Raw genomic sequence first — 15,797 nt, forward strand, 5'->3', positions numbered from 1 at the left:
AAAAGATCGCCAGTTGTAACCGACTGTCTTCGCGCGGACCGGGCACGTGGTTTGCACCAGTCGAGACACCGCGTCCACCTTACGTTTACCGCACGCGGAACCACCCAACGGAGAACGCTATGGAACCTGTTTCGCACGGAATCATCTTCTGGCTCATCATCGGCGCGATTGCCGGCGCGCTCGCCGGCCGGATTGTCGATGGCGGCGGCTTTGGGATTGTGGTGGACATCATCGTGGGGATCGTCGGCGCATTTATAGGCGGATGGCTGGGCGGAGCGCTCGGGATTCATCTCGGAAGCGGCATTATCGGGTCGCTGATCACGGCGGTGATTGGCGCGGTAATACTGTTGATCATCGTGCGGCTCTTCAGCCGTGGACGCGCCGGGCCAACTGTTTAAAGCCTTGTGCGACCTGAAAACCCCGTGCCTCGCACGGGGTTTTTGTTTGCGCAATGCAATTTGATCGTAAGTCGCACATCTACTTACAAATCTGAAGCGCGGACGGTGCACGGGCATCGCGGCGAGCGCGTTGTAGCAAGACGCACCCATCCGCGAGGTTTGTCATGAGCGTCAGCTCGAATCTCCAAGAGCAGCAACGTCGCCGTATCCATTCTTTGATCGCCGCCACAGGCATTGCAGTGATCGTGGTGAGCGGTATCGGCGTCATGACGTTGACGGGCGCCGTGCCGGCATCGAAAGCGGTGCCCGTTGTTACGAATGTCCCGCCTTTCATCGATACACACATCGCCGATCCGCTCAGCGGGCTAAAGCCCAATGCGCAACCCGAGCGCGGCCTCGTGGTCGGCGAACGCACGCGTGCATCTGACGCGCGGTAACTGCGCGTTACCAAACTCGCAAACCGGTTTCACTTGCGAGCGAAGACTGCACATAGACTTCGTTCACCGGATGACATTCATATCGATGTCACCGGACGCCTTCAAGGATCAGGAATGAACAAACGGATTTCGATTGCAGCTTTATCGTTGCTGGCTCTCTTCGCAGCAGCCGGCACGGCCAACGCGGCGGGATGTCTCAAAGGCGCTGTCGTCGGCGGCGTTGCCGGCCATGTCGCGGGACACCATGCGATTGTCGGCGCTGTAGGCGGCTGCATTGTCGGGCATCACATGGCGAAGGAAAAAGCGAAAGAACGCGCGATAGAAGCAAACCAGCACGCCGCCGCGACGCCGTCCTGAGCGGGTATATCGAACAGGAGGAGCACGCATGCTGCGACCCCGGAGTCTTCGAGTGACAACGCAAGCGGCCGGCACGCAGATGTGCGCCGATTACTGCGAGGAAACCGGCCGGCTTCGGATCCTCCAGGACGAAGTCGCACTGCGTGAATGGTTTCCGCCCAACTCATGGATGGCGATCGCGTCCGTTGCGGGCGCGCGCAACTGGGGAACGCGGCCGGACTTGAGCGAGCTTCGCGCGTTGCTCGTGAGCCAGATGACGCTGATGAACATCGGCTGATACCGATGCAAGTTATTCGCCGCCACCTCTGGATAACTTCGGCATAACAACACGGATTGGTGTGTGCTGATTCTTGATAACCACGGACGCGTGCGTGGTGAAGCGGAAGTTATCCTTCGGTTGCGCGCGTTGTCCCGCAAGCGTGCTTGCGGTTATCTGTTCTGTAGAGCGTTGATCCGATGAAGCTTTCAGTGCTTGTCCACAGAAACGAGCGATGCTTGTTAACTATTACTATGTATACATATCACTCACGATAAAAACATTAAGGCGCGAGGAGTGGGTGTTGTTGGCGGCGCTTATAAAGTGAGCACGGGTCTGCGTTACAGCAAATGTTGGATGGTCAAGCGGTTGGACCATCGCGAGTTCAGGTATTCGACGGCAAGCCTTCTATGGCATCTGTCGGGCGTGTGTTCGCTGCAGAGTAGGCAGGCGCCATCGAACAGGATGACGTCGAGGTTGCTCTCCACCCGGCGCTTCGCCAGTACCTCGATGTATGCCGACGCGTAGTCGTCCCACGACAGGTCGCCGGATTGATATCGCTTGAGATGATCGCGCTCAGGCGTGAGCTCGCGAAGGTCGACGTAGTTGATATCGAGTAGCTTGGACAGGAAGAACTCAAGGTCTGGTTTTTTTGAGAAGCCCGCGAGTTGCGAAGTGTTGTTCAGCCGGACATCGAGGACGGTTTTGATTTCTGCTGCCTTCAACAGCGTGAAGAAGCGTTCAGCCGATTTTTGCGTGAAGCCGATGGTTTTGACTCGCATGGCTCGGGACCTCGTGATGATTCCGCGTTGGGTATGGCGTCATCGTGGCCGTTCGCAGCCCGCTCTTCACATTCGTAGCGTCCTTGGGGTCCATTGACAGGCAAAGACCGTTTGGGGCGCCTAACGCCCGCTTGCGATGTTTGCGGCTGACGAAACAAAAGCGCCGCGTAGATGACAAGCATCAACGCGGCGCTTTACGATCCAGTGCGGACTCCGTGGCTTTAATGGCTGACCAAAAAAGCCCACCCCCTCACTCCACCGTCACACTCTTAGCCAGATTCCTGGGCTTATCCACATCCGTGCCTCTTGCACAAGCCGTGTGATAAGCCAGCAATTGCAGCGGCACTGTATGCAAAATCGGCGACAGCAAACCATAGTGCTCCGGCATCCGGATCACATGAATGCCGGCTTCGCTGACAATGCGCGTATCCGCATCGGCGAAAACGTATAGCTCGCCGCCGCGCGCCTTCACCTCCTGCATATTCGACTTGAGCTTCTCCAGCAACGCGTCATTGGGAGCGATCGTCACCACCGGCATCGCCTCCGTGACCAACGCCAGCGGCCCATGCTTCAACTCGCCCGCCGGATACGCCTCAGCGTGGATATACGAGATTTCCTTCAGCTTCAACGCGCCTTCAAGCGCAATCGGATAATGCAACCCGCGCCCGAGGAACAACGCGTTTTCCTTGCGCGAAAATTCCTCCGCCCAAGCGATGATCTGCGGCTCCAGCGCGAGCACGCTATTGAGCGCCGCCGGCAAATGCCGCAGTTGCGCGAGGTACGCAGTTTCCTGCTTCGCGCTCACATGCCCGCGCATCGCGCCGAGCGTCACCGCCAGCACGAACATGCCGACCAGTTGCGTCGTAAATGCCTTCGTGGATGCCACGCCAATCTCGGTGCCCGCGTGCGTGAGGAACGTCAGCTCGGTCAGGCGCACCATCGCGCTCGAACCCACGTTGCACACCGCCAGCGTGTGTTTGTGCCCAAGCGATTGCGCGTGCTTCAACGCCGCGAGCGTATCGGCGGTTTCGCCCGATTGCGATATCACCACGACCAGCGCCTTCGGATTCGGCACCGACTCGCGATACCGATACTCACTCGCCACTTCCACCTGCGTGGGAATCTTGGCGATGGACTCAAGCCAGTACTTGGCCGTCATGCCGGCATACGAACTCGTGCCGCACGCGAGGATCAGGACGCTGTCGATATCCGCGAACGCCTCCGCCGCGTTCGCGCCGAACAATTCGGGCGTGAAACGCTCGGCTTGTGGAATGGTGTCGGTGATGGCACGCGGCTGCTCGAAGATTTCCTTCTGCATGAAATGCCGGTACGGCCCAAGTTCAACCGCGCCGCCGTACGCCGCGACCACGCGCACTTCGCGTTCTGCCGGCAGGCCGTCGCGATCGACGATCTTCACGCCATCGAGCGTAATCTCGACCACATCGCCTTCATCCAGATACGCAAAGCGATCCGTGCTGCCCGCGAGCGCGAGCGCATCCGACGCCAAAAAGTTCTCGCCATCGCCCACACCGACCACCAGCGGCGAACCCGCGCGCGCGCCAACCACTGTGTTCGGCTGATCCTTGTGAATCACGGCAATCGCGTATGCGCCGTGCAACAGCTTCACGGCCTCGCGCACGGTCTGGAACAGGTCACCGCGATACATGCTGTGGATCAGATGCGCGATGACCTCGGTATCGGTCTGCGATACAAACTCGTAGCCCTTTTCCCGCAACGTGGCCCGCAGGCTTTCGTAGTTCTCGATGATGCCGTTATGCACCAGCGCCAATTCGTTGCGCGAGAAGATGGGATGCGCGTTGTCGGTGACGGGCGCGCCGTGCGTGGCCCATCGTGTGTGCGAAATGCCGGTCACGCCATCCAGATGACTTGCGCGGACCTGCTCGGCGAGATCGGCGACGCGCGCGACGCTGCGCGCGCGCTTGGTTTCGCCATCGGCGATGACGGCAACGCCGCACGAATCGTAGCCGCGGTATTCGAGCCGCCGCAAACCTTCGACGAGCACCGGGACGATGTTACGTTGCGCAACCGCGCCGACAATTCCGCACATGATCTTTCCTTCAAGTTGTTTTTGAATCGCACCGCGTTCGCCGCAAGGGCGCTCGCCGGAGCGCGAGCATCGTGATGCTTCAGGCTTTCTTCTTTACCGGCCGCACGTAACCGCTTTTGCTGATTTGCGTCTTCTCGTTCATCACGAGCTGGTTTTCCTCGACGATATCCTTCCAGATCGTCGTCCCCGCCGCGATCGACGTACCGCGCGCCACGCGCACCGGCGCAACGAGCTGCGTATCCGATCCGACGAACACATCGTCCTCGATCACCGTGCGGAATTTGTTCGCGCCATCGTAATTACAGGTGATCGTGCCCGCGCCGATATTCACGCGCGCGCCAATGTCCGAATCGCCGATATAACTCAAATGATTCGCTTTCGAGCCACGCCCGAACACCGCGTTTTTCACTTCCACGAAGTTGCCGACATGCGCTTCGTCGCCGAGCACCGCGCCCGGCCGCAAACGCGCGTACGGTCCAAGCACGACGTTCGCGCCAGTCGTGCCGCCTTCGATATGCGTGAACGCATCAACGCGCGTACCGGCGCCAATAGTGGCGTCGCGGATCACGCAATTCGGGCCGATGGTCACGTTATCCGCCAGCGTCACGTTGCCTTCGAAGACGCAATTCACATCGATGGAAACATCGCGTCCACACGTCAGCGTGCCGCGCACATCGATACGCGCCGGGTCCATCAGCGTCACGCCCGCGACCAGCAGTGCGTCCGCCACGTTGCCCTGATGAATCCGCTCGAGTTCGGCGAGTTGCTGCTTGCTGTTCACGCCGAGCGTTTCCCATTCTTCGTCGGGCTGGGACGTCACCACGTCGATACCCGCTTCGAGCGCACGCTCGACGACATCGGTAAGATAAAACTCGCCCTGCACGTTGTCATTTTTCAGCGATGCCAGCCATTCACCAAGCTGCGCCGTCGGCGTAATGACGATGCCGGTATTGATCTCGGTGATCCTCTGCTGATCGGCGTTGGCATCCTTCTGCTCGACAATGCGCTGAACCTTGCCCATTGCGTCACGCACGATACGGCCGTAACCCGTGGGGTCGTCGAGCGTCACGGTCAGGACGCCGTACTGCTGGCCGGCGGTATCGGCGAGGCGTTTTAGCGTGCTTGCACGCGTGAGCGGCACGTCGCCGTAGAGAATCAGCGTGGGAACGGTGGGATCGAGCAGTGGCAGCGCCTGCATGACCGCGTGGCCGGTGCCGAGTTGCTGCTCCTGGATTGCGAACTGAACGTCGGGCGCGCTGACGGCTTTCTGAACCAGATCGGCGCCGTGCCCGACCACCACGACAAGCCGCGTGGGATTGAGCGTGCGCGCGACATCGAGCACATGGGACAAGAGCGGCTGGCCAGCCAGGGGATGAAGGACTTTCGGCAAGGCGGAACGCATGCGCTTACCGGTGCCTGCCGCCAAAATAACGATATTCATGGCGTCAGCTTTTTTGGAAGTGTTGGAGGCGTCAATATAGCACGCGGGCGGGTGCGGGAAATTGCGGCGCGCCTTGCTGAGCAACGATTTGCGCAGACTTTGGCGGGGTGAAAGACCGGGCCGAGGCGCGAGCTTATTGGGTGCTTTTACGCCGCGCCTTGGTCAAGCGCGGCGTGTCGCCACTCAAATATCGTCAAACTGGACGATCGAAATAGTTTGCGATGCCGATTCCGTAGAACAAGGATCTTCATCGAACGCGATATCCCCAGCCGGATCAGCCACGCCCGTTGCACGCAAACCGCCGAACGGGAAAAGCTTGTGATCCATCAAATGCGATGGCACTACATTCGATAGCGCATTGAACATGTTCTCCACCCGCCCCGGAAAACGCTTTTCCCAATCGCGGATCAGCGCTTTCATTTCGGCGCGCTTCAAATTCGGCTGACTGCCGCACAAATTGCACGGAATGATCGGGAATTCGCGCAATTCCGCGAACTTCTCCAGATCCTTTTCCTTGATGTAGGCCAGCGGTCGAATCACTACGTTCTTGCCGTCATCGGATTGAAGTTTCGGCGGCATGCCCTTCAACTTGCCGCCATAAAACATATTGAGAAACAGCGTTTGCAGAATGTCATCGCGATGATGGCCGAGCGCAATTTTCGTCGCGCCCAATTCACCCGCCACGCGATACAAAATCCCGCGACGCAATCTCGAACACAACGAACACGTGGTCTTGCCTTCCGGCACGAGCCGCTTGACGATGCTGTACGTGTCCTGATTTTCAATGTGAAACGGGATATCGAGTTTGCTCAAATACTCGGGCAGCACGTGGTCGGGAAAACCGGGCTGCTTCTGATCGAGATTGACCGCCACGATGTCAAAGTTGATCGGCGCGCGCTCGCGCAAACGCATCAGCAATTCGAGCATCGCGTACGAATCCTTGCCGCCCGACAGGCACACCATCACCTTGTCGCCGTCCTCGATCATCTTGTAATCGACCACCGCTTCGCCAACCTGACGCGCGAGACGCTTGAACAACTTGTTGTTCTCGTATGCCTGTTTTTGCTCGTGGCGCGTCATCGGCTCACGGATTTTAGGAACCGAAACTGGCTCGATAATCGAACTCATGCTGCCACCTCTTTGATGCGAAAGACTTCGACGCCCACGGCATCGCAATCGGGATACACGTCAGGCTTTTCCGTCGATACCACCACCGCCCGCACATTCGGATGTTCAAGCAGCGCAGCGGCGACGTCGTCGCAAAGCGTTTCCTGCAAGTGGATATGCCCTTTGCCCACACGCTTGGCGATGGTCGAGCGCATGAAATCGTAATCGACGACTTCGCGCAATTTATCCTCGACCGGCGTCGATAAAGCCAGCGGCACGAACAATTCCACGTTGATCACCACGCGTTGTTCGCCCTGCTTCTCGAAATCGTGCACGCCAATGTTGATGCGCACTTCGTAATTGCGCAGAAAAAGCCGCCGGCAATCGGCGAGCCGGGGATGCGAAAGTACGGCGAGCATGGTCGTATCCTGGTGAAACTGATTAACTTACTGGGAACGGTTGGACATCAGAAACATGATGTCGCGCGGCGATGGCACGAGATGCTGACCACCATCGACAACCAGCGTCGTGCCGGTCACGCCCGATGCCTCGGCGAGATAACACGCGGCCGCAACCACGTCCTCCACGCGCGAAGCACGGCCGAGCGGCGTCACACGATGCGCGGCGTCAAACTCGGCGTCCGTCATATCCGCCGATGGCAACGTTAGGCCCGGCGCGAGCCCGACCACGCGCAACTTCGGCGCGAGCGCCTGAGCCAGCGCGACGGTCGCGTTTTCGAGCGCCGCCTTGCTCAGCGTGTACGACAAATAATCCGGATTCATGTTGTACAGCTTCTGGTCCAGCACGTTGATGACGCACGCGCGCTGGGATTCATCGTCGATGGCGGCGTCGGACGTGGCTTCGTACAAGGCGCGCGCCAGAGCCAGCGGCGCGCCTACGTTGACGGCCATCATTTCGAGCAAATGCGCGTAACCGAAATCCCGCGCGGTATCTTCCGTGAACCGCGACGCGTTGTTCACCACGCAATGCAAGCCGCCCAACCCTTCAATACACGCCGGAACCAGCTTCGCCACATCGTCTTCCCGCCCCAAGTCCGCGCCGAGCGCAACCGCATTACGGCCGAGCGCGCGGATCGATTGCACGACTTCCTGCGCGTGGGTTTCCGAGCCGCCGAAATGCACGGCGACGTCCCAGCCGCGCGCCGCGAAACCGAGCGCCAGGCCGCGGCCGATGCGTTTCGCCGCGCCCGTGACTAGCACGACTCGGGTTTTGGGGACGGAAGAATCAGGAGAAGTGGACGAAGAAACGCTCATTTACAATGCCGGAATGAATCCAAAAGCTCACGAATCCGACAGTTTACCCGCTCCCGGCCCCGACGCGCTCGCGCAGTCCGAACGGCTGACCGCGCGCATCCGCGAAGAAATCGCGGCCGCAGGCGGCTGGATGCCTTTTAGCCGATATATGGACCTCGCGCTCTACGCGCCCGGCCTCGGCTATTACAGCGGTGGCGCGATGAAATTCGGCAAACGCGGCGACGATGGCAGCGATTTCGTCACCGCGCCCGAAATGTCGCCATTGTTCTCGGCGACGCTTGCCCGGCCTGTCGCGCAGGCGTTGCGCGACAGCAGCACGCGTAACCTGATGGAGTTCGGCGCCGGCACGGGCAAGCTCGCGGCGGGTTTGCTGAACGCGCTCAAGGCCCTCGACGTTCCTTTCGACAGTTATGCCATCGTGGATTTGTCGGGCGAATTGCAGGAACGCCAACGCGCGACGATAGAATCCGAGACGCCCGATCTGGCATCGAAAGTCCGGTGGTTGAGCGCGCTGCCCGAGCAATTCGAAGGCGTGGTGATCGGCAACGAAGTTCTGGACGCCATGCCCGTGCGGCTGGTCGTGCGCAAACTTGGCGAATGGCAGGAACGCGGCGTTATCTGGGCGCAAGATCATTTCGCCTTCAACGACAAACCTTTATTGGCCGCGCTCGATAACCCCTTGCTCGCCGAAATCGATACGACCATCGACGAAGTCAACGACGAGCCGTTCATCGAATATGTGAGCGAGACGCACGAAGCCGCTTTGGCCTTTACGCGCACCATTTGCACGATGCTCACGCGCGGCGCGGCGTTCTTTATTGATTACGGGTTTCCGCGGCGCGAGTTTTATCACGCTCAGCGCGCTCAGGGCACGCTGATGTGCCATTACCGGCATCGCGCGCACGGCGATCCGTTCTTGTATCCGGGCTTGCAGGACATCACGGCGCACGTGGAGTTTTCGGGCATCGCGGAAGCTGGAACCGATGCCGGCGCGGAGCTGCTCGGCTTCACGTCCCAGGCGCGGTTTCTGATGAACGCGGGCATTACAGACGCGCTTTCCGACATCGATCCAACCGATGTCCGCCGTTTCCTGCCCGCGGCTAACGCGGTGCAAAAGTTGTTATCGGAGGCGGAAATGGGCGAGTTGTTCAAGGTGATCGCGTTCTCGCGGGGTATCGATGACACGATCGCCGCGTTCTCGTCCGGCGACCGCTCGCACACGCTATGACGCCATGATCCGCTGGGTTCTCACCACGTTTATTGCGTTGACGATTCTCTCGGCTTCTTTGCCGTGGATGAAGAAACTCGGCATCGGCAAATTACCTGGCGACTTCACATTGCGGTTGTTCGGGCGCGAGTATTCGTTCCCGTTCATGTCAACAATCCTGCTTTCGATCATTCTTTCGCTGATCGCGCGGGCGCTTTAAGCGCTTTGAAGAGCAGCTTCCACAGCCGCGACCCGCGCGGCGTGAACCGCGTCCTTGATCTTCGCCGGCTCGTTCGCGTATTGCTGCGCGACGGCGCCGGCATCGACCGCGCGCGCCGCCACCAGCGCCTCGCGCAAACGCTCGGCCTGCGGATACGGCTGCTGGCTCAAACCGAGACGGCCCCGGGCATCGGAGACGCAAGCTTGCAGCGCCTCGGCGAACCGCGCGGGTTTGCGCAACGCATCGCATCGCTCGAATAAACGCACCAGCGCGGCCGCGCCAAACTCCATCACACGATGGATATTTCCGTGCTCACGCGCGACCAGCATTGCGAGGTCGCGGCAATCGTTTGGTACGCGCAACCGCTCGCAAAGCGGCTTCAGCAGATCGACGCTGCGCATTTCATGTCCGACATGACGCGGCAAGATATCTTCCGGCGTGGTCGCCTTGCCGAGATCGTGCGTGAGCGCGGCAAACCGGACTGGCAACGTAAAACCATGCGCCGCCGCGTAATCGACGACCATCATCACGTGAATGCCGGTATCGACTTCGGGGTGATAGTCGGCCCGTTGCGCGACGCCCCATAACGAATCCACCTCCGGCAATATCCGCACGAGCGCGCCGCACGCGCGCAGCACCTCGAACATGCGGGACGGCATCTTCTCCATCAACCCACGCGATACTTCCTGCCAGACGCGCTCGGGCACGAGCGCATCGACTTCGCCATCGGCGACCATGCGTTTCATCAGTGCGAGAGTTTCATCGGCGATGGTGAAATCCGCAAAGCGCGCCGCAAACCGCGCGATCCGCAGAATCCGCACCGGATCTTCGATGAACGCATCGCCGACATGCCGGAAAATACGTGCTTCGATATCCGCACGGCCATTGAACGGGTCGATCACCGGCCCGGTCAGTTCGCCATCCGGCCGCACTTCGCGCGCCATTGCGTTGACGGTCAGATCGCGCCGGGCGAGATCCTCTTCCAGGGTGACGTCTGGGGCGTAGAAAAACTGAAACCCGTGATATCCCGCCGATGTCTTGCGCTCAGTCCGCGCCAACGCATATTCCTCGTGCGTTTGCGGATGCAGGAAGACGGGGAAATCCTTGCCGACCGGCCTGAAACCCTGCGCGGTCATTTGCTCGGGCGTGGCGCCAACCACGACGTAATCGCGGTCCTGCACCGGCAAACCGAGCATTTCATCGCGGATTGCACCGCCCACGGCGTAGATGTTCATTGCTCTTTCCGCGCGCCTTCAATCCATTCGGCGACTTCCGGCATGGTCGTGATGTGCTTGCAATAGTCGCGTGCCGTGTCGCTGATCTTCGGCGCGTACGAATTGAAGCGCATGACAACGGGCGCGAACATCGCGTCGGCAATACCGAATTCCTTGCCGAACAAGAACGGTCCGCCGTGGACGCTCAGACACGAACTCCAGATCTTGTCGATGCGCTTCACGTTCGACAACGCACCCGCCGTCAACGGCTGGCCGAACGCCTGACGCTGGATGTTCATCGACATTTGTTCGCGCAGATCGCCGAAACCCGCGTGCATTTCAGCGCTGATGCTGCGGGCGTGCGCGCGCGAAGCGGCATCGCGCGGCCACATGGCGTGTTGCGGGTAAAGCTCGGCCAGCGTTTCCATGATCGCGAGGGATTCCCAGACGGCGTCGCCGGCATCGGTCACAAGACACGGCACTTTGCCGGACGGCGAATGCGCCAAGATGTTCGCGGTCGAATCCGGCTGGCCAAGGCGGATCAAGACCTCTTCGAACGCAATGCCGAAGTGCTTGAGCACGAGCCACGGCCGCATGGACCACGACGATTGATTCTTGTCACCGATAACGAGTTTCATCGCAATATTTGAAGTTAAAAACGTGAATCAACGCCCCGCCGACGCACGGAACGTATTGAAGCGCGAACGCGTGGATGCGCCCGTGAGATACATGGGCGCAATCGCTTCAATGCTCGCCGGATCGATACCCAGTTCCGGCGCAATCGGACCGCTCGCAATGTTCGGCGCTTTCATGGAATCCAGATTATCGCGCGACATCATGGGTTCGCCGGGCGCGAGCTCGAGCGACATGGCCTGAAGGCGGCCGAGAGACTCGGGCAAGCGGATGATGCGAGCATTCTTGCCGATCGCCGCGCCGCTGAAGCGCACGAGTTCTTCGAGCGTATAGACTGTTGGGCCGGTGAGTTCGTAAGCACGGCCGCTGGCGGCATCGAGGTCGAGCGCGTTGACGAAGGCCTTGGCGACATCGCCGACAAAAACGGGCTGGAACTGCGCCTGCGAACACGCGAGAGGAATCACGGGAAAGATCCGTTCGAGGAACGCAAACTGATTCAGGAAATTGTCTTCGGGGCCGAAAACCACGGACGGACGAAAGATGGTCGCGGCGAGATTCGAATCGCGCACGGCTTTTTCGCCATCGCCTTTCGAGCGCAGGTACATGCTCGGGCCGTTGGAATCCGCGCCGAGCGCGCTCATGTGAAGCAGGCGCCGCACGCCTTTCGCCTGACACGCGGCCACGATCTTGTTCGGCAACTCGACATGCGCCTTCGCGAATTGCGGACCGTAGGGCACGCCGCGTTTGCCTTGCAACACGCCGACGAGGTTGATCACGGCATCGGCTTGAGACACGAACGCAGCGAGTTGAACGGGATCGTAGACGTTGGTTTCGATCACATCCACGGGCAGAAGGGTGAGGTGCGCTGCATTCTCGCGCCGCCGGGTGGCGATGCGCACGTTCTTGCCGACTTCGACAAGCGCGTTGACCAGATGACTGCCGATAAACCCCGACCCGCCGATCAACGCAATGGTTTGATGTCGCATATTCGCCTCTGTGAGTGACAGCGGCGGCGCGCGGAAGGTGGCTCCCCGCGCGCCGCGTTGCCGGATAAGCGAAACGCGCGGCGAGCCTGATGCAATACGCTTACGGCGCGATGTAGCCGAGCCGCGCCTTCAGCGATTGCGGACGACCCTCGAACAACGCCGCGTAATACACGGTGTTCGACAGCACGTTCTTGACGTAATCGCGGGTTTCGGTGAATGGAATGGTTTCAGCAAAAATCGCGCCCTCTACCGGACCGTTCAACGTGGAGCGCCATTGTTTCGGCCGTCCCGGACCCGCGTTGTAGCCGGCCGTTGCCAGCACGGCGGAGTCGTCGAACTGGTTATAGACCATGGCCAGATAGTTCGTGCCGAGCAGAATGTTTGTATCGATGTCATTCATCTGCTCACGCGAAACCGGGCCCATGCCAATCTTCTTCGCCACGAGTTGCGCGGTGCCAGGCATCAACTGCATCAGGCCGCCCGCGCCAACCTCGGACTTCGCGTTGATGATGAAACGCGATTCCTGGCGGATCAGGCCGTACGCCCATTCAATATCGAGCCCGGTATTCTTCGATTCCCGGTCGACCACGTCCTTGTACGGCGCGAGATAACGCAGCGAGAAATCGTGCTCGGTCTTGGTTTTATCGGCGGTATTCACGGTGCGGTCGAACAATTCGATACGACGTGCGTACTGCGCCGTCGCCAGCAACTGACGGTCCGTCATGGTCCGCAGCGGCCAGTTCCATTCGCGGTTGCCTTCGAGGCGCAGGTTCATGTTGTAGAACTTCTGCGACAACGCGAAACCCGGCACCGTCCCGGCTTGGGCGATTTCAGCGTCGGTCACGGTCGTGCGCGGCGGCACGGTGATCTTCTGCCCCAATTCTTCCGATGCCAGTTGCCCGTAGAAATTGAACTGATCCGCGATGCTCGTAAATTCCTGCGCGGCCGTGGCGGTGTCTCCGGCTTGCTTCAATGCGCGTCCGTGCCAATAAATCCACGATGGCTGGTTGCGCAGCGCGGGTGGCATTTGCTCGATCGACCAGCGCACCATGGTCCAGTCGCCGGCGAGCAATGCCATGCGCGTACGCCATTCGTAAGCGGGATTCGACAACTGCGCATTCACCGACAACCTGTACCAGTCCACCGCGCTCGGCATGCGTTTCGACGCAGCCTGATACGCAATCGTGCCCCAGCCGGTCGCGCGCTCGAGCGGCGTCAAGGCAGGCGCCACCGAACTGAACGATGCCGCCGCCATGGCCGGATCGTTGCGCGCCATGCGCGTGATGGCGAGCAACGCGAGTTGATGCGACGACGTGTCACGACCTACGCCACGCGCGAGATACAGCGGCGGCGTGTTCGCTGCGCTGTCGAACGAGTTTTGGCTTGGGCGCTGTTGGCCGAGTGCGTCGGCAATCTTGCTGCCGGTGTTCGTGTAGTTCTGCTCGTACGCGAGACGAATCTGTTGCCAAACGTCGTCGGAGGTAAATTGCTGCGATACGGCGAGCCCGTTGATCAGGTCCACGCAACCGTCGCCATACCACTTAGGATCCACGAGCAATGCCCGCGCGGCATCCGACACGTTTTCTCCGCGCGATGCCCGCGCTTCGAGCGCGTAGCATTTCACCTGGGTGTCGTCGTTCAGCACGAAGCGCTGGTATTGATCGAGGAAATTGCGCCAGTCGTGGCGCGCGCCCAGCACGACCAGATAGTCGTTGCGCATGCGATCGGCGATGGCCTGACCGTCGTAGCGCTGCAGGAACGACAGCACCGGCTCGTCCGGCGCGTCGATGCGCGCGTGGCCTTGCGAGTCGAAAAGTTGCGGCTTGAGCGTGAAATATTCGACGTAACCCGGCGCCGGATAGTTCGGAATTTGCGCGGCGAGCTGCATGGCGCGGCCGGCGTCATTCGCGCGCGCGGCTTCGCGCAGCTGAATGAAAGTCCGGTCGTCTTGCGACAGCGAATAATCGACTGAAGGACGAACTGCCGAAGCCGTGCTGCACCCGATCAGCGTGATCGTGGCGAGCGCCGTGGCGGCTGCGAGATATACTCGTTTGAGACGTTTTGACATCGTTTTTTGCGGAGCGCGAAGTGATCCAAAGCATAGCATGCAACCCTCTGATGGAAGCCAAAAGCGCGCTGCGCGCGAGCTTGCTTGCAACCCGCGAAACACAAGGCGGCGAGGCCGATCACGAGGCGCGTGGCGAAGCGCTTGTGCGGCGTTTGATGGAGGTCGTGGCGCGGTATCCGGATGTATCGAGCATCGGGTTTTACTGGCCCGTTGCCGGGGAGTTCGATGCACGCAATGCGTTGGCCGTTTGGCTGGCGTTGTCGGCGTCGAGGACGGCGGCGTTGCCGGTGGTCGTTGCTCCGAGGCAACCGCTCGTTTTTCACGCGTGGCGGTGCGATTCCGCGATGAAGAAAGGGCGTTATGGCATTGCCGTGCCGCAGGAGGAACGCGTGGTGGTTCCGGATCTACTGCTGATTCCCTGCGTGGGTTTCGATGCCGGTCGGTATCGGCTGGGATATGGCGGCGGATATTACGACCGGACGCTGGCGTTCTGGCCCGCGGAGAAGAAACCCGCGACGGTCGGGGTGGCGTTTGAATCTGCGAAGTGTGATGCGCTACCGCGCGGGGAGTTCGATTTGCCGTTGGGCGCGATTGTGACTGAATCCGCTATTTATTAGCGATAGGTTTTCGTTCGCACTCGGTTGGAGGGCGGTCGGGGTTGATGCCGGGTTGCTGCTTTTTAGGTCTTCGCGCGTTTCTTGTTATCTGATTTCTTTAGCACTGTTAGCCACTGTCCGTGGCGGGACTTCATTTCTTTGTCCAACGGCGACAAAGAAACGAAGCAAAGAAAACGCCTTTCAACCGCTAATTCTTAAGTGTCCAAAGCGTGCAGTGACAACGTTTTGGCACCCCAAAAGCACGCTCGGCGAATAACCTCGTCCCGTTGAAACCCTCCCCCTCCGTCAACGGCAACCCACACGCTTCGCCACCAGTGTGGGAATCCATCAACCAGGCTTCCGCGCTGCGCGCGCTGGCGCCCAAAACGAAGGGTCGGCCGCGCCGGTGGCGAGGCCATGGGTTCAAGATGCTTGAACCCGTTGTGGGCTATTCCGTTGTTATGCGTAGGCCAGGTTTCCGTGTTAACGGATTCCTACACTGGTGGCGAAGCGTGTGGGTATCTGTGTTCGGAGGGGGAGGGTTTCAACTGTCCGGGGTTATGCGCTGAGCGTGCTTTTGGGGTACCAAATAGTTATCAGTGCACGCTGGGGACACTTATGTGCCCTCGTTTGGAAGGCGTTTTCTTTGCTTCGTTTCTTTGTCGCCGTTGGACAAAGAAATGAAGTCCCGCCACGGACAGTGGCTAATAGTGCTAGAGAGAACAGCTAGAAACGAACGCGCGGTAGCCTAAA

General features: G+C 60.0%; 16 protein-coding genes and 1 pseudogene. 7 read left to right on the forward strand and 10 right to left on the reverse strand.

Annotated features, from left to right (window positions below):
• Nucleotides 1-119 precede the first annotated feature (119 nt).
• From HB633_RS26700 to HB633_RS26715, 4 genes are all read left to right on the forward strand, one after another.
• Nucleotides 120-398 (forward strand): GlsB/YeaQ/YmgE family stress response membrane protein, encoded by a 279-nt coding sequence (locus HB633_RS26700; RefSeq protein ID WP_213781166.1) that lies wholly within the window; start codon nt 120-122, stop codon nt 396-398.
• A gap of 164 nt (nt 399-562) precedes the next feature.
• Nucleotides 563-835: a hypothetical protein gene (locus tag HB633_RS26705; RefSeq protein ID WP_213781167.1), complete on the forward strand. Its 273-nt coding sequence runs from the start codon at nt 563-565 to the stop codon at nt 833-835.
• 114 nt (nt 836-949) lie between these two features.
• Nucleotides 950-1,192: a hypothetical protein gene (locus HB633_RS26710; protein ID WP_213781168.1), complete on the forward strand. Its 243-nt coding sequence runs from the start codon at nt 950-952 to the stop codon at nt 1,190-1,192.
• A 28-nt stretch (nt 1,193-1,220) separates the two neighbouring features.
• The gene (locus HB633_RS26715; RefSeq protein ID WP_056364551.1) at nt 1,221-1,469 is read left to right on the forward strand and encodes a hypothetical protein; all 249 of its coding nucleotides are present in this window, start codon (nt 1,221-1,223) and stop codon (nt 1,467-1,469) included.
• Between the two features lie 320 nt (nt 1,470-1,789).
• Here HB633_RS26715 and HB633_RS26720 read toward each other — a convergent pair whose 3' ends face one another.
• The 6 genes and pseudogenes from HB633_RS26720 to HB633_RS26745 all read right to left on the reverse strand — a co-directional run bounded on the left by HB633_RS26720 (nt 1,790) and on the right by HB633_RS26745 (nt 8,120).
• Nucleotides 1,790-2,230 (reverse strand): DUF488 domain-containing protein, encoded by a 441-nt coding sequence (locus tag HB633_RS26720; RefSeq protein WP_213781169.1) that lies wholly within the window; start codon nt 2,228-2,230, stop codon nt 1,790-1,792.
• A 250-nt stretch (nt 2,231-2,480) separates the two neighbouring features.
• Nucleotides 2,481-4,298, reverse strand: a complete 1,818-nt coding sequence (glmS, locus tag HB633_RS26725; protein WP_213781170.1) for a glutamine--fructose-6-phosphate transaminase (isomerizing) — start codon at nt 4,296-4,298, stop codon at nt 2,481-2,483.
• A gap of 79 nt (nt 4,299-4,377) precedes the next feature.
• A complete protein-coding gene (gene glmU / locus HB633_RS26730; protein ID WP_213781171.1) occupies nt 4,378-5,739 on the reverse strand; it encodes a bifunctional UDP-N-acetylglucosamine diphosphorylase/glucosamine-1-phosphate N-acetyltransferase GlmU in 1,362 nt (453 codons plus the stop codon).
• A 183-nt stretch (nt 5,740-5,922) separates the two neighbouring features.
• A pseudogene (ttcA, locus tag HB633_RS26735) lies at nt 5,923-6,819 on the reverse strand (tRNA 2-thiocytidine(32) synthetase TtcA); the annotation flags it as partial.
• Nucleotides 6,820-6,863: 44 nt separating this feature from the next.
• A complete protein-coding gene (locus HB633_RS26740; protein WP_062000591.1) occupies nt 6,864-7,265 on the reverse strand; it encodes a dihydroneopterin aldolase in 402 nt (133 codons plus the stop codon).
• A 27-nt stretch (nt 7,266-7,292) separates the two neighbouring features.
• Nucleotides 7,293-8,120, reverse strand: a complete 828-nt coding sequence (locus HB633_RS26745) for an SDR family oxidoreductase (protein ID WP_213781173.1) — start codon at nt 8,118-8,120, stop codon at nt 7,293-7,295.
• A 13-nt stretch (nt 8,121-8,133) separates the two neighbouring features.
• Between HB633_RS26745 and HB633_RS26750 the strand changes: the two genes are divergently transcribed.
• Nucleotides 8,134-9,348 (forward strand): SAM-dependent methyltransferase, encoded by a 1,215-nt coding sequence (locus HB633_RS26750; protein WP_213781174.1) that lies wholly within the window; start codon nt 8,134-8,136, stop codon nt 9,346-9,348.
• Nucleotides 9,349-9,352: 4 nt separating this feature from the next.
• Complete coding sequence (locus HB633_RS26755; RefSeq protein ID WP_213781175.1) at nt 9,353-9,547, forward strand: DUF2905 domain-containing protein; 195 nt, start codon at nt 9,353-9,355, stop codon at nt 9,545-9,547.
• Here HB633_RS26755 and HB633_RS26760 read toward each other — a convergent pair.
• The 4 genes from HB633_RS26760 to HB633_RS26775 form a co-directional block, all read right to left on the reverse strand.
• Nucleotides 9,544-10,782 (reverse strand): multifunctional CCA addition/repair protein, encoded by a 1,239-nt coding sequence (locus tag HB633_RS26760; protein WP_213781176.1) that lies wholly within the window; start codon nt 10,780-10,782, stop codon nt 9,544-9,546. The two genes, HB633_RS26755 and HB633_RS26760, sit on opposite strands and share 4 nt — an antisense overlap.
• Complete coding sequence (locus tag HB633_RS26765; RefSeq protein WP_213781177.1) at nt 10,779-11,399, reverse strand: glutathione S-transferase family protein; 621 nt, start codon at nt 11,397-11,399, stop codon at nt 10,779-10,781. Before HB633_RS26765 ends, HB633_RS26760 begins: the two co-directional genes overlap by 4 nt.
• Before the next feature lie 27 nt (nt 11,400-11,426).
• The gene (locus HB633_RS26770) at nt 11,427-12,380 is read right to left on the reverse strand and encodes a complex I NDUFA9 subunit family protein (protein WP_213781178.1); all 954 of its coding nucleotides are present in this window, start codon (nt 12,378-12,380) and stop codon (nt 11,427-11,429) included.
• Between the two features lie 100 nt (nt 12,381-12,480).
• Nucleotides 12,481-14,448 carry a lytic transglycosylase domain-containing protein gene (locus HB633_RS26775; RefSeq protein WP_213781179.1) on the reverse strand — a complete coding sequence of 656 codons (1,968 nt, stop codon included), beginning with the start codon at nt 14,446-14,448 and terminating at the stop codon, nt 12,481-12,483.
• 50 nt (nt 14,449-14,498) lie between these two features.
• Between HB633_RS26775 and HB633_RS26780 the strand changes: the two genes are divergently transcribed.
• Entirely contained in the window at nt 14,499-15,065 is a 567-nt protein-coding gene (locus HB633_RS26780) for a 5-formyltetrahydrofolate cyclo-ligase (protein WP_213781180.1), read from the forward strand.
• Nucleotides 15,066-15,797 lie beyond the last annotated feature (732 nt).

Source organism: Caballeronia sp. dw_276, from assembly GCF_018449635.1.
Lineage (GTDB): Bacteria > Pseudomonadota > Gammaproteobacteria > Burkholderiales > Burkholderiaceae > Caballeronia.

What these genes read in the sequence shown, in the direction of transcription:
- HB633_RS26700 (WP_213781166.1), top strand. Translation starts at nt 120, where the DNA reads ATGGAACCTGTTTCGCACGGAATCATCTTCTGGCTCATCATCGGCGCG.
- HB633_RS26745 (WP_213781173.1), bottom strand. Translation starts at nt 8,120, where the DNA reads ATGAGCGTTTCTTCGTCCACTTCTCCTGATTCTTCCGTCCCCAAAACC.
- HB633_RS26770 (WP_213781178.1), bottom strand. Translation starts at nt 12,380, where the DNA reads ATGCGACATCAAACCATTGCGTTGATCGGCGGGTCGGGGTTTATCGGC.
- glmS (WP_213781170.1), bottom strand. Translation starts at nt 4,298, where the DNA reads ATGTGCGGAATTGTCGGCGCGGTTGCGCAACGTAACATCGTCCCGGTG.
- HB633_RS26710 (WP_213781168.1), top strand. Translation starts at nt 950, where the DNA reads ATGAACAAACGGATTTCGATTGCAGCTTTATCGTTGCTGGCTCTCTTC.
- HB633_RS26715 (WP_056364551.1), top strand. Translation starts at nt 1,221, where the DNA reads ATGCTGCGACCCCGGAGTCTTCGAGTGACAACGCAAGCGGCCGGCACG.
- HB633_RS26750 (WP_213781174.1), top strand. Translation starts at nt 8,134, where the DNA reads ATGAATCCAAAAGCTCACGAATCCGACAGTTTACCCGCTCCCGGCCCC.
- HB633_RS26720 (WP_213781169.1), bottom strand. Translation starts at nt 2,230, where the DNA reads ATGCGAGTCAAAACCATCGGCTTCACGCAAAAATCGGCTGAACGCTTC.
- HB633_RS26765 (WP_213781177.1), bottom strand. Translation starts at nt 11,399, where the DNA reads ATGAAACTCGTTATCGGTGACAAGAATCAATCGTCGTGGTCCATGCGG.
- HB633_RS26780 (WP_213781180.1), top strand. Translation starts at nt 14,499, where the DNA reads ATGGAAGCCAAAAGCGCGCTGCGCGCGAGCTTGCTTGCAACCCGCGAA.
- HB633_RS26740 (WP_062000591.1), bottom strand. Translation starts at nt 7,265, where the DNA reads ATGCTCGCCGTACTTTCGCATCCCCGGCTCGCCGATTGCCGGCGGCTT.
- HB633_RS26705 (WP_213781167.1), top strand. Translation starts at nt 563, where the DNA reads ATGAGCGTCAGCTCGAATCTCCAAGAGCAGCAACGTCGCCGTATCCAT.
- HB633_RS26755 (WP_213781175.1), top strand. Translation starts at nt 9,353, where the DNA reads ATGATCCGCTGGGTTCTCACCACGTTTATTGCGTTGACGATTCTCTCG.
- HB633_RS26760 (WP_213781176.1), bottom strand. Translation starts at nt 10,782, where the DNA reads ATGAACATCTACGCCGTGGGCGGTGCAATCCGCGATGAAATGCTCGGT.
- HB633_RS26775 (WP_213781179.1), bottom strand. Translation starts at nt 14,448, where the DNA reads ATGTCAAAACGTCTCAAACGAGTATATCTCGCAGCCGCCACGGCGCTC.
- glmU (WP_213781171.1), bottom strand. Translation starts at nt 5,739, where the DNA reads ATGAATATCGTTATTTTGGCGGCAGGCACCGGTAAGCGCATGCGTTCC.